This is a genomic window from Neisseria sp. Marseille-Q2251 (assembly GCF_940793045.1).
In the GTDB taxonomy this organism is placed as follows: Bacteria; Pseudomonadota; Gammaproteobacteria; order Burkholderiales; family Neisseriaceae; genus Neisseria.
Map to the genome: position 1 here is coordinate 28,511 of NZ_CALNWV010000011.1, position 12,895 is coordinate 41,405.

General features: G+C 50.8%; 12 protein-coding genes and 1 pseudogene. 8 read left to right on the forward strand and 5 right to left on the reverse strand.

Annotated features, from left to right (window positions below):
• The first annotated feature begins 342 nt into the window (after positions 1–342).
• From ychF to AAG834_RS05970, 4 genes are all read left to right on the forward strand, one after another.
• Positions 343–1,434, forward strand: a complete 1,092-nt coding sequence (gene ychF / locus AAG834_RS05955; RefSeq protein WP_003777024.1) for a redox-regulated ATPase YchF — start codon at positions 343–345, stop codon at positions 1,432–1,434.
• Positions 1,435–1,521: 87 nt separating this feature from the next.
• A complete protein-coding gene (locus AAG834_RS05960) occupies positions 1,522–2,139 on the forward strand; it encodes a hypothetical protein (RefSeq protein ID WP_342031570.1) in 618 nt (205 codons plus the stop codon).
• Positions 2,140–2,230: 91 nt separating this feature from the next.
• Positions 2,231–3,529, forward strand: coding sequence for a tyrosine--tRNA ligase (gene tyrS / locus AAG834_RS05965; protein ID WP_342031571.1), 1,299 nt, complete (start codon positions 2,231–2,233; stop codon positions 3,527–3,529).
• Between the two features lie 626 nt (positions 3,530–4,155).
• Positions 4,156–4,563 (forward strand): NADAR family protein, encoded by a 408-nt coding sequence (locus AAG834_RS05970; RefSeq protein WP_342031594.1) that lies wholly within the window; start codon positions 4,156–4,158, stop codon positions 4,561–4,563.
• A gap of 66 nt (positions 4,564–4,629) precedes the next feature.
• Here AAG834_RS05970 and AAG834_RS13805 read toward each other — a convergent pair.
• The 5 genes and pseudogenes from AAG834_RS13805 to ccoN form a co-directional block, all read right to left on the reverse strand.
• Positions 4,630–4,749: pseudogene (locus AAG834_RS13805) on the reverse strand (IS5/IS1182 family transposase); the annotation flags it as partial.
• Positions 4,746–6,110 (reverse strand): cytochrome-c oxidase, cbb3-type subunit III, encoded by a 1,365-nt coding sequence (ccoP, locus tag AAG834_RS05975; protein WP_342031572.1) that lies wholly within the window; start codon positions 6,108–6,110, stop codon positions 4,746–4,748. The gene ccoP and the pseudogene AAG834_RS13805, both read right to left, overlap by 4 nt.
• Positions 6,111–6,140: 30 nt before the next feature.
• Entirely contained in the window at positions 6,141–6,311 is a 171-nt protein-coding gene (locus AAG834_RS05980; RefSeq protein ID WP_003757997.1) for a cbb3-type cytochrome oxidase subunit 3, read from the reverse strand.
• Positions 6,312–6,315: 4 nt separating this feature from the next.
• Positions 6,316–6,927: a cytochrome-c oxidase, cbb3-type subunit II gene (gene ccoO / locus AAG834_RS05985; RefSeq protein ID WP_003757996.1), complete on the reverse strand. Its 612-nt coding sequence runs from the start codon at positions 6,925–6,927 to the stop codon at positions 6,316–6,318.
• Positions 6,928–6,950: 23 nt separating this feature from the next.
• A complete protein-coding gene (gene ccoN / locus AAG834_RS05990) occupies positions 6,951–8,384 on the reverse strand; it encodes a cytochrome-c oxidase, cbb3-type subunit I (protein WP_003768548.1) in 1,434 nt (477 codons plus the stop codon).
• 329 nt (positions 8,385–8,713) lie between these two features.
• Between ccoN and AAG834_RS05995 the strand changes: the two genes are divergently transcribed.
• The 4 genes from AAG834_RS05995 to AAG834_RS06010 all read left to right on the forward strand — a co-directional run bounded on the left by AAG834_RS05995 (position 8,714) and on the right by AAG834_RS06010 (position 12,850).
• Positions 8,714–10,477, forward strand: a complete 1,764-nt coding sequence (locus AAG834_RS05995; RefSeq protein ID WP_003768602.1) for a M61 family metallopeptidase — start codon at positions 8,714–8,716, stop codon at positions 10,475–10,477.
• 64 nt (positions 10,478–10,541) lie between these two features.
• Positions 10,542–11,234 carry a hypothetical protein gene (locus tag AAG834_RS06000; RefSeq protein ID WP_036493049.1) on the forward strand — a complete coding sequence of 231 codons (693 nt, stop codon included), beginning with the start codon at positions 10,542–10,544 and terminating at the stop codon, positions 11,232–11,234.
• Between the two features lie 36 nt (positions 11,235–11,270).
• On the forward strand, positions 11,271–11,711 hold the full coding sequence (locus tag AAG834_RS06005) for a TIGR01244 family sulfur transferase (RefSeq protein WP_003768593.1): 441 nt from the start codon (positions 11,271–11,273) through the stop codon (positions 11,709–11,711).
• Positions 11,712–11,932: 221 nt separating this feature from the next.
• Positions 11,933–12,850 carry a lysophospholipid acyltransferase family protein gene (locus tag AAG834_RS06010; protein ID WP_003768571.1) on the forward strand — a complete coding sequence of 306 codons (918 nt, stop codon included), beginning with the start codon at positions 11,933–11,935 and terminating at the stop codon, positions 12,848–12,850.
• Positions 12,851–12,895: the final 45 nt, after the last annotated feature.

The following is a 12,895-nucleotide window of genomic DNA, read 5'->3' on the forward strand; positions in this document are numbered from 1 at the left end:
AGGTCGTCTGAAAACACGAGTTGCGGCTAGACAAAACCGATATGACCGTTTTCAGACGACCTTTGATTATGGATTAAAATAAAACACCCGCCACAACCGTAGCGTAGGCTTTACCCACGAAAATCAGGATATTTTATCCATCGCCCGAAAACAGAATAGACCGATATATTTCTCGCAGGCAACGCCCACGCTACCTTGTCCCATCTTCGTCGAGGTCGTCTGAAAACGCCAACCGTTCCCATCGCATGGAAAACGCGCTTTTCAGACGACCTTTACAGTTTTTGAGTCATTCCCCGATATGCTATAATCCGCCGTTAAACTTTTATCTTTTCAGGAAAAACCATGAGCTTGAAATGCGGCATCGTCGGCCTGCCCAACGTCGGCAAATCCACCCTCTTTAACGCGCTGACCCAATCGGGCATCGAAGCGGCGAACTATCCCTTCTGCACCATCGAACCCAACGTCGGCATCGTCGAAGTGCCCGACCCGCGCATGGCGGAACTGGCGAAAATCGTCAATCCGCAAAAAATGCAGCCCGCCATCGTCGAATTCGTCGATATTGCCGGTTTGGTTGCAGGCGCGAGCAAAGGCGAAGGCTTGGGCAACCAGTTCCTCGCCAACATCCGCGAAACCGACGCCATCGTCAACGTCGTGCGCTGCTTTGACGACGACAACATCGTCCACGTTTCCGGCAAAGTCGATCCGATTGCCGACATCGAAACCATCGGCACCGAACTAGCACTTGCCGATCTCGCCAGCGTCGAAAAAGCCATCGTCCGCGAAGAGAAACGCGCCCGCTCAGGCGACAAAGACGCGCAAAAACTGGTCGAACTGTGCAAAAAACTGCTGCCGCATCTGGACGAAGGCAAACCCGTCCGCTCTTTCGGCTTAGACGCGGAAGAACTCGCCATGCTCAAGCCGCTGTTCCTGCTGACCGCCAAGCCTGCCATGTACGTCGGCAACGTTGCCGAAGACGGTTTTGAAAACAATCCGCACCTCGACCGCCTGAAAGAATTGGCTGAAAAAGAAAACGCCCCCGTCGTTGCCGTTTGCGCCGCGATGGAGAGCGAAATCGCCGAATTGGAAGACGACGAAAAAGCCGAATTCCTCGCCGAAATGGGCTTGGAAGAACCCGGTCTGAACCGCCTGATCCGCGCGGGCTACGACCTCTTGGGCCTGCAAACCTACTTCACCGCCGGCGTCAAAGAAGTCCGCGCCTGGACCATCCACAAAGGCGACACCGCCCCGCAAGCTGCCGGCGTCATCCACACCGACTTCGAACGCGGCTTCATCCGCGCCCAAGTCATTTCCTACGACGACTTTGTCTCGCTCGGCGGCGAAGCCAAAGCCAAAGAAGCCGGCAAAATGCGCGTGGAAGGCAAGGAATATGTCGTACAGGACGGGGATGTGATGCACTTTTTGTTTAATGTGTAAGTAAGGTCGTCTGAAAACATAAAGAATGCAAATCAAATTTGGTAGGCTAGGCTTTTATTGGCCTACCTTTCTTCAAAGCTTAGGAAAATGTCTAATATCAACTATATAGATATTATAAAAAATATATTTTATTTTATTGGTTCATCAGCAGGATTATTTGCGGTTCTTCGCCCAGTATTTGAAAGCAAACTCCAACAAGATATTCAAAATGCTAGAAAAATAATTGAACGAATCGGAGAAGATAGGCTTTTATACTTAGATTCAAGTATTTATTTACACCGTTGTGTTTCTAGTGAATTTTTTGTAGATATAGATATTTTAAGTAATGATATTAGCGAGAAAAAACAATGCACACGTTTTTCCAGTCATATTTCATACTATTTCAATATTGAACTAAAAGAAATTATGAATGAATATAGCAACCTAAGAAAATACATACAAGTTCCGGAATGGAAGCCTAGCGGCAATGACGATAATGGAAAATCAGCGTGGTATTTTAATAAGAAAGCTAAAAGTTTTTATCCACCAGGAGAGTATTTTCCCGCTAACTATCCAAAACATTTAGAAGAAGCTGCTGAAATAGCCGATAAAATAAAAATAAGATTTTTAAGATTCCAAGCATTAACTGAGCTTCATTACATAGAAACAATTTTTCACAAATGGACTGTAGCTAAATTATACAAAAAACATAACTTGACCGTATAAATAATGTTCAAAAGATCAAAAATTTAGAAATAATTAAATTCATGAAATTGCTAAATCAATATCTAGCCTATTTTAATCAACGGAAGTTTCAATGAAATCAGTCATCCAAGACCTACAATCGCGCGGCTTAATCGCGCAAACTACCGACATCGAAGCCTTAGACGCTTTGTTGAACGAACAAAAAATCTCCCTCTACTGCGGTTTCGACCCGACCGCCGACAGCCTGCATATCGGCCATTTGCTGCCCGTATTGGCATTGCGCCGTTTCCAACAGGCAGGACATACGCCGATTGCTTTGGTGGGCGGCGCGACCGGTATGATCGGCGACCCCAGCTTCAAAGCGGTGGAGCGCAGCTTGAATTCCGCCGAAACCGTTGCCGGCTGGGTAGAAAGCATCCGCAACCAACTGAAACCGTTTTTGAGCTTTGAAGGCGAAAACGCCGCCATTATGGCGAACAATGCCGACTGGTTCGGCAGCATGAACTGCCTCGACTTCCTACGCGACATCGGCAAGCATTTTTCCGTCAACGCCATGTTGAACAAGGAATCCGTCAAACAGCGTATCGAACGCGACGATGTGGGCATTTCCTTCACCGAGTTCGCCTATTCCTTGCTGCAAGGCTACGACTTTGCCGAATTGAACAAGCGTCACGGTGCGGTTTTGGAAATCGGCGGCTCCGACCAATGGGGCAACATCACCGCCGGTATCGACCTGACACGTCGTCTGAACCAAAAACAAGTATTCGGCCTAACCCTGCCGCTGGTTACCAAATCCGACGGCACCAAATTCGGTAAAACCGAAGGCGGCGCGGTATGGCTGAACGCGAAGAAAACCTCGCCGTATCAGTTTTACCAGTTCTGGCTGAAAGTTGCCGATGCCGATGTGTATAAATTCTTGAAATACTTCACCTTCCTGTCTATCGAAGAAATCGACGCCATCGAAGCGAAAGACAAAGCCAGCGGCACCAAACCCGAAGCGCAACGCATCCTTGCCGAAGAAATGACCCGCCTGATTCACGGCGAAGCCGCCCTGCAAGCCGCGCAGCGCATTTCCGAAAGCCTGTTTGCCGAAGACCAAAGCAGCCTGACGGAAAGCGACTTCGAACAGCTCGCACTCGACGGCCTGCCCGCATTTGAAGTTTCAGACGACCTCAACGTCGTCGAAGCCTTGGTCAAAACCGGCTTGGCCTCGTCCAACAAAGAAGCGCGCGGTTTTGTGAACAGCAAAGCGGTATTGCTCAACGGACAAGCCGCCGAATCGAACAACCCGAACCACGCCGCCGAACGCCCCGACGATGCCTATCTGCTGACCGACGCGCACAAACGCTTCGGCAAATACACCATCGTACGGCGCGGCAAACGCAACCACGCGCTCTTGGTTTGGAAATAAGCCTTAAATAACAGAGGTCGTCTGAAAACTTATTTCAGACGACCTTTTTTCTACCGTCAACAGTATGATAGCGAATATATTCCCATCTATAGTGGATTAACTTTAAACCAGTACGGCGTTGCCTCGCCTTGCCATACTATCTGTACTGTCTGCAGCTTCGTCGCCTTGTCCTGATCTAAATTTAATCCACTACATATCTTCCGAAATACAGTGGATTAACTACAGATCGGCACGGTATTTCTCATTCATCCCGTCTGAGGTTTCGTCTTGCCCTAATTCACAGTCAATCTACCACACCTCTGCGCATCATAAATCTTAAATCCGGTAACGCCCTATCCGTTTGAATTTAATGCACAATAAGAAAGAAACACCATGACTGCCCCTACACTCTTGCCGACCTGAAGACCGCCTACCAGCGCAAAGAAAAACTGAAATATCTATACTTCTGGGGACACACGCCAAAACATATAGTGGATTAAATTTAAATCAGGACAAGGCGACGAAGCCGCAGACAGTACAGATAGTACGGCAAGGCGAGGCAATGCCGTACTGGTTTAAAGTTAATCCACTATAAAAATGAGATAGATAAAGCCGTCTTCAGCCAATGGTATCCTGCGCCCTTTGGAATCGACGGCATCCGCTATGCGACTGCCGAACACTATATGATGGCAGAAAAGGCGAGGCTGTTCGGCGCAGACGATATCCGCCGCCAAATCATCGCTTCTGCCCACCCCAAACAAGCCAAGTACTTGGGGAGACAAGTCCTTGGATTCAAAGACGACATTTGGAATGCCCGCCGCTTCGATATCGTTTGCGAAGGCAACCGTGCCAAATTCATCCAACACCCCGATTTGAAACGCTTTTTGCTTGGCACCGGCAGCCGTATCTTAGTAGAAGCCAGCCCGGTTGACGCAATCTGGGGAATCGGACTTGCCCAAGATGATCCACGCGCCCAAAATCCATTGCAATGGCGGGGTTTGAACCTGCTTGGTTTCGCGCTAATGAAAGTACGGGATGAACTTCAGGTCGTCTGAAAGCAACTTCAAAAGCAACTTCAGACGACCCCATAAAAAAACGCACCTTATGAAAGGTGCGTTTTATAGTGGATTAACTTTAAACCAGGACGGAGTTACCTCGCCTTGCCGTACTATCTGTACTGTCTGCGGCTTCGTCGCCTTGTCCTGATTTAAATTTAATCCACTATAATTTCTACAGTTTAGAATTTAGCGCCGGATTGGTTGGCCATATAGTCAACCGCTGCTTTGACTTCGTCATCACTCAGGCTTGTGTTACCGCCTTTGGCAGGCATGGAGTTAAAGCCTTCGAGCGCGTGTTTGTGCAGGGTATCTTTACCTTGCTTGATGCGCGGGGCCCACTCGTCTTTCTTGCCTATGCCTGGAGCACCGGGGATGGTACCACCGTGACACATTTTACAGTTGGCTTCAAAAACGGCTTTACCGTCCACTTTGGCAGAAGAAGCATCTACTTTTTCCACCGGCTTGGCTTCGGCAGGAGCGGCCGCTTTTGCATCAGCTGCTGAAGCTGCTTTTTCAGCTTGTGCAGGTGCGGACGCAGATGAAGCGTCAGCGGATGATGCGGCAGCAGAAGCAGGTGCCGGTGCGGGAGCAGGTTCGGCTTTTTTCACGGGCGCTTTGCCGTCTTTGTTGGACAGACCCCATACATACGCAGTCATAATGTGGAGTTTGTCTTTATCCAAGAAACGACCCCAAGCCGGCATTTGACTGTGTCGGCCGTTGGTGATGGTTTCGATAATCGATTTTTGAGTACCGCCCCACAGCCATACGTTGTCGGTCAGGTTCGGACCCAGTCCTTGGATACCTTGACCTTTGTCGCCGTGACAGGTAAAGCAGTTTGCCGGTGGACCACTGAACAATACTTTACCGCGTGCGGCACGTTCTTCATCGTATTGGTCTTTGGATTTGGATAAGGACATGACATAGTTTGCCACATCTTTTACCCGCTCTTCACCCAACGCAGGACCCCATGCCGCCATCGTCGCCGTACGGCCTTTTTCAATGGTCTCATGGATTTTCTCAGGTTCGCCGCCCCACAACCAATCGTTGTCGGTCAAATTCGGGAAGCCTTTGGAACCTTTGGCATCAGAACCGTGACATTGGATACAGTAGGTATTGAAGAGGTTTTGACCGATGGCGCGTGCTTCAGGATTTTTTGCCACTTGCTCAATCGGCATATTGGCAAACTTGGCATAAACTTTGCCGTACTTCTGATCTGCTTTAGCCATTTCTTGATCATATTGTCCATGGCTGCTCCATTTCCACTGGCCTTCATAATCGCCCAAACCCGGGTACATGACCAGATAGCCGATACCGAACAGCCAGACAAAGACATACAGCCAAAACCACCAGCGTGGCAACGGGTTGTTGTATTCTTCGATACCGTCCCATTGATGGCCTGTCGTTTTGACTTCTTCGCCCTTTTTAGGACGCTTCACAACGTTTTGGGAAAGCAGCAACCATGCCAAGCCGATAAAGCTGAGCACGACGATGACTGCAATGTATATATTCCAGAAATTACTGGTAAATTGGGGTGCTGTGTTCATTATTTTGCTCCGTGATCACGGACTAAACTGTTATCGCCCGTCTTTTTCAGACGACTCTTTATCCTCATCATTTTCGAAAATACTGTTGGCGGCGTCATCATAGTTCTTTTTATTTCGTCGATTGAAAACGATATAAAGCACTAAGATAAAGCTGATAAAAACCCAAACAGTAAAGAGCGAGCGGGCCCAGTTTACGTCCATGATGTTACCTTACGTTTTTCAATGCCAAGCCTAAGCCTTGCAGGTATGCAATCACCGCATCCAGCTCCGATTTGTTTTCCAAGGCTTCAGGCGCTTTGGCAATTTCTTCGTCGCTGTAAGGCGTACCGACTTTACGCAGGGCTTTCATATGCGCCACGGTTGCTTCGGCATCGACTTTGTTGCGGGCAAGCCATGGGAAAGCGGGCATATTGGACTCCGGCACAACGTCGCGCGGATTCAGCAGGTGGATGCGGTGCCATTCGTCGGAATAGCGGCCGCCGACACGTGCCAAGTCCGGACCGGTACGTTTGGAACCCCATTGGAACGGATGGTCATAAACAGACTCGCCGGCAACGGAGTAGTGGCCGTAACGTTCGGTTTCCGCACGGAACGGACGGATCATTTGAGAGTGACAGTTGTAACAACCCTCTCGGATATAGATATCGCGACCAGCCACTTGCAAAGCGTTATAAGGTTTCACACCTTCAATAGGCTTGGTAACAGCTTTAGTAAAGAACAGCGGCACGGCTTCAATCAACAGGCCTACGCTGACTACAAGCAGGGTAAATACAATCAGGACGCCGACTTTTTCTTCAGCTAATTGTTGTAATTTCATTTTGGTAGCCTTTTCTTATGTTTTTAGTGGTGCTGGGTTTGAGACACCGCGGGAATCTCGGCATCAACCGCTTTGCCACTGATGGCCGTACGGTAAACGTTGTATGCCATGATACACATACCGCTCAGGTACAGCAGGCCGCCGGTGAAACGAATCATGTAGAAAGGCATGGTGCGTTTAACTGACTCTACAAACGAGTAGGTCAAAGTACCGTCCGCATTCAGAGAACCCCACATCATACCTTGCAATACCCCTGCAATCCACATGGAGGCGATATACAGAACCACGCCGATGGTCGCAATCCAGAAATGCGCTTCCACCAATTTGGTGCTGTACATTTCATTTTTACCGAACAGGCGGGGAATCATGTAGTACACGGAACCAATGGTCACGAAGCCCACCCAGCCCAATGCGCCGGCATGAACGTGTGCAACGGTCCAGTCAGTGTAGTGGCTCAAAGCGTTGACGGATTTGATAGACATCATCGGACCTTCGAAGGTGGACATACCGTAGAAGGACAGAGAAACGATCAAGAATTTCAAGATAGGGTCGGTACGCAGTTTGTCCCATGCGCCGGACAAGGTCATGATACCGTTGATCATACCGCCCCAAGAAGGTGCGAACAGAATCAGGGACAACACCATACCCAAGGACTGAGTCCAGTCAGGCAGCGCGGTATAGTGCAAGTGGTGGGAACCTGCCCACATATAGGTGAAAATCAAAGCCCAGAAGTGGACGACGGACAGGCGGTAAGAGTAAACCGGACGCCCTGCCTGTTTCGGCACGAAGTAGTACATCATGCCCAAGAAACCTGCGGTCAGGAAGAAACCTACGGCATTGTGGCCATACCACCATTGAACCATAGCATCGATTGCACCCGCATAAACCGGATAGGATTTCATGAAGCCCGCAGGAATGCTCAGGTTATTGACGATGTGCAACAGAGCAACGGCCAAAATGAAACCGCCGTAGAACCAGTTGGCAACGTAGATATGTTTGATTTTACGTTTGGCAATCGTACCGAAGAATACGATGGCGTAAGCAATCCAAACCAAAGCGATCAGGATGTCGATAGGCCATTCCAATTCGGCATACTCTTTAGCTTGGGTATAACCCAAAGGCAGGCTGACGATTGCCGCAACGATAACTGCCTGCCAACCCCAGAAGGTAAATGCCGGCAGCCAACCGCCGAACAGGCGTGCATTACAGGTACGTTGAACAACGTAGTATGATGTACCCATCAGACCGCAACCGCCGAATGCAAAAATCACCGCATTGGTGTGCAACGGACGCAGGCGGCCGAAGTGGAACCAAGGGCCGACATCTGATAAATCAAGGGCCGGGGCGAACAATTGGGCGGCAACGATGACACCGACCAACATGCCCACAATACCCCAAACTACGGTCATGATGGCGAACTGGCGCACCACTTTGTAGTTATAAGTTTGTGTGTCCATGAGAGTCTCCATGAATTATGGGAATAAAAATTTTTTATCTCACTTTGCCGTATGCGTTTTGAACAAACGCAATAAGGGCTAGGTTTAAATTTTTCTAAATTTAACATATAAGACAAGCCTAGCCAAGCGGAATTACATTTCACTCCATCTAGCGGCTTTATCGATTTTTTATATTTTTTACTTTATAATCATATTATTATTTAACAACCTCCCCTACAACGCCACTTTATTTTTTCAAGCCTCCCTTTTGAAGGGGACTTTATCGATATAAATCAAACCGCATAATTCGACCTTTTTATTCATAAAATTTAACAAATGCATTAATAGTCATGATTAATTACAAAATCACCCCCAACCCGCTCGCCCACGAGTGGCACATCCGCCTAACCTTCCGACAAGAACATGATTTGGAAACAGAAATCAACCTGCCGAACTGGGTTCCCGGCAGCTATCTGATACGCGATTTTTCCCGCCACATCACCACCATCCGCGCTTTTTGCAACGGAGAATATGCCCATCTGACCCAAGTCAAAAAAAACCGGTGGCGCACTGCCCCGCAGTCCGGCGAGTGGGAAATTTACTACACCGTTTACGCCTACGACCTGTCCGTCCGCGGCTCGTTTCTGACTGCCGAACGCGGGTTCTTTGACGGCGCGTGTCTGTTTTTACAGGTAAACGGGCAAGAAAACAGCGCGCACCAAATCGAATTCCCCATCCTGCCGAAAACATGGCGGATTGCCACCACCCTGCCCCAAACCAGCATCCACAGCTTTCAGACGACCTCCTACCACGACTTAATCGACCACCCTGTCGAACTGGGCAACATTGAATTTCTCGATTTCGAAGCCGGCGGCATCCCTCACCGTATCGCCTTGAGCGGCCACTACCCCGATTTCGACCGCGACCGCCTCGTGTCAGACATCCGCACAATCTGCGAAACCGAACTGGCCATGTTCCCCTCCCCTGCCCCGTTCACGCATTACCTCTTCCTGCTCCACGTCGGCGACAACATCTACGGCGGGCTTGAACACATCAGCAGCACCGCCCTGCTCGCCGACCGCCACAGCCTGCCGCCGCACGGCATGACCGACGCCAACGACGCCTACACCCAACTGCTCGGACTGTTCTCACACGAATACTTCCACGCCTGGAACGTCAAATCCATCAAACCCGCCGCCTTCGCCCCCTACGACCTCGACCGTGAAAACTACACCGAGCAGCTCTGGGCATTTGAAGGCATCACCTCATACTACGATGACCTCTTCCTCGCCCGAAGCCGCACCATCGCCCCCGAAGCCTACCTGCGCCTGCTCGCCCAAAGCATCACCCGCGTGCAGCAAACCAAAGGTCGTCTGAAACAAAGCCTTGCCGAATCCAGCTTCACCGCTTGGAACAAATTCTACAAACAAGACGAAAACAGCCCCAACGCCATCGTCAGCTACTACCAAAAAGGCGCACTCGCCGCCCTCTGCCTCGACCTCGCCATCCGCAGCAAAAGCAGCGGACGACACACCCTCGACAGCGTCATGCAGCAACACTACCGCGATTGGCTGGACACCCAGCAAGGCATCCCCGAAAAACAGTGGCAAGCCCGTTGCCAAGCGTTTACCGGCCTAGACCTCGAAGACTTTTTTCAGACGACCCTCTACTCCACCGCCGACCTGCCCCTTGCCGAACTCCTCGCCACCATAGGCATCGGACTGCAATGGCAGGCACAGCCGCGCAGCCACGGCGGCGCATTCCTGTCCGAACCGCCAACCGAAACGCCCGCTCCCGCGTCCGACTTCGGCGCAAGGTTCAAACAAAACAGCGACCACGCCACCCTGACCCACGTCTTCAACGGCGGCAGCGCAGAAAACGCCGCCCTCTGCCCGCAGGACAAAATCATCGCCGTCGACGGCTACGCCTGTACCGACCTTGCCGCACAGTGGGCGCAACTCCCCATCGGCGCCACCGCCCGCCTCCACTACTTCCGCACCGGCATCCTGTACGTCGCCGACATCACCGTCCAAGCCACCGAAGCCGACACCGCCGTCCTCTACATTACCGACCGCGAATTATTTGAAAACTGGCTTTATAATGACCGAACCTGATTTTCAGACGACCTCAAGTGCCGGATCGAGGTCGTCTGAAACATCAACTCTGAAAGAAACAACCATGAAAAAAATTCTTGTCAGCATGACCGCCCTGTTACTCAGTTTGCACGCCGCAGCCGCCCCCAAATCAGATTCGGCAGATAAACTAGGAAAGGATATCGCCGTCTTCTACAAAAATCCCTCTGCCGAACGCGCTGCTTCTTTGATGGACCAGCTTGTCAAAGCCGATCTCATGCGCGAAACCACCCTTGCATGGGGGACGCAAGCGCTACAAAAATACCCCCAAGGCAGCACCATTTGGTGTGACAACATCCGAACCTACCAAGGCGACGCCCTAACCTTTGCCGCCTACACCCTTACCCTGACCGGAACGAATCAAGCCAAAACCTGCCTTAACAGCCTGACATTAGATACCGAGCTTAAAAACAACCTCAAAAAAAACAAAAGCTTCCATCCGCTTCAAGAACCCATCATTTCCCCTGCATCACTGGATTTTCATTGGGTAACTTATTTTGCCACCGGCAACCCGAAAGCAGTCGAGCGTATCGTCGACTACATCATCAAAGCCCAAACGGCTGCCGCCCAACGCCCCAACCATGTAGACCTCACACTTGCCTCTGCCATTTGGTCAACCCGATCCAATATGGAACAAGATACAGCGATTGACAGCATTGTCCGCCAATACATACAAAAACAGCCTGAAGCCAATAAAAAACGATTGGAACAAGCCCTGTTGGCCCCTCAAGAAGACTAAAATCAATCCATCATCAAACGTAGAAAAGGAAAACCCATGTCTATCCAAAAACTTGCCGACAACCTCTACATCGCCCCGCAACTGACCGAAGCAGACGTACAAGAAGCCGCCAAACTCGGCATCCAAACCGTCATCTGCAACCGTCCCGACGGCGAAGAAGAAAACCAAGTTACGTTCAAACAAATCGAAAGCTGGCTTGAAGCCGCGGGCATCCGCGAGCACCATCATCAGCCCGTCGTCGCGCCCGCCATCAACGCCGCCGATGTCGCCGCCTTCCAAAACCTGCTCAAAAGCGTTTCCCAACCCGTTCTCGCCTACTGCCGCACCGGCACCCGCTGCTCCCTGCTCTGGGGCTATCATCAGGTGCAAAACGGTGCAAGCGTCGCCGAAGTCGTCGCTGCGGCACAACAAGCAGGCGTCAATCTAAGCAACTTCGAAGCCCGCCTGCAAGACGCGCAACAAAACGGTCTGGCGTAACACGCTATCCGTTTAGCCAAACGCAAAGGTCGTCTGAAAATACCGTTTCAAAAAATGGAAACCGTTTTCAGACGACCTTTTTACGTTATGCCGTTTGGCGAACCGAATGAACGCATCCGATATTTTAAACATTGTGGCAATCCGTTACATCCAGATGAAACTCAATATCCAGACCTGCCGTTTTCATTTACAATCCCCCCGTTCCATCTCATCAATCTATTATGCAAATCCTGCTCACTTTTTTGTTTAAATGCTTTGCGGCGCTGCCTTTGCCGCTTCTACACGCGCTGGGGAATGCGGCGGGCGGCTTGGGCTATTATCTGCTCAAAAGCGACCGGCAGCGTGTGTTCGACAATATGCGGCTTGCCGGATTGAATCCCGAGCCTTCGTCGGTCAAAGCCGTTTTCCGTGAAACGGCGAAAGGCGGGCTGGAATTGCCCGTAGCCTTTTTCAGACGACCTGAAAGCATTGAAACGCTGTTTAAAGAAGTGCATGGTTGGGAACATGTCCAATCGGCTTTGGACACCGGAGAAGGACTGTTGTTTATTACCCCGCACATCGGCAGCTACGACCTCGCCGGACGCTATATCAGCCAACAGCTTCCGTTCCCGCTGACTGCCATGTACAAACCACCCAAAATCAAAGCCTTGGATTCCGTCATGCAGGCGGGGCGCGTTCGCGGCAAAGGGAAAACCGCCCCCACCAATATTCAAGGGGTCAAACAAGTCATTAAGGCTTTGCGTTCCGGTGAAGCCACGATTGTCTTGCCCGACCACGCCCCCTCTCCCGAAGAAGGCGGCGACGGCGTCTGGGTGCCGTTTTTCGGGAAATACGCCTACACCATGACGCTGGTGGGCAAACTGGCGCAAGTCAAGGGCGTGAAGGCGCTGTTTTTCTGCGGCGAGCGTTTGCCGAAGGGCAAAGGATTTGTGCTGCACATCGAGCCTATGCGCGGCGAACTGAACGGCGACAAACAGCACGACGCGCAGATTATCAATGAAAACACCGAATACTGGATACGCCGCTTCCCGACCCAATATCTGTTTATGTACAACCGCTACAAACAGCCCGCAGGCGCACCGCTCTCGCCCGACTGGAAACCGGAACCCGGTTGGAAACCTGAGGACGTACAGGATTGAACATTCCTTGCGGGTCGTCTGAAAAGGCGGCTGATGCCCAGTTTC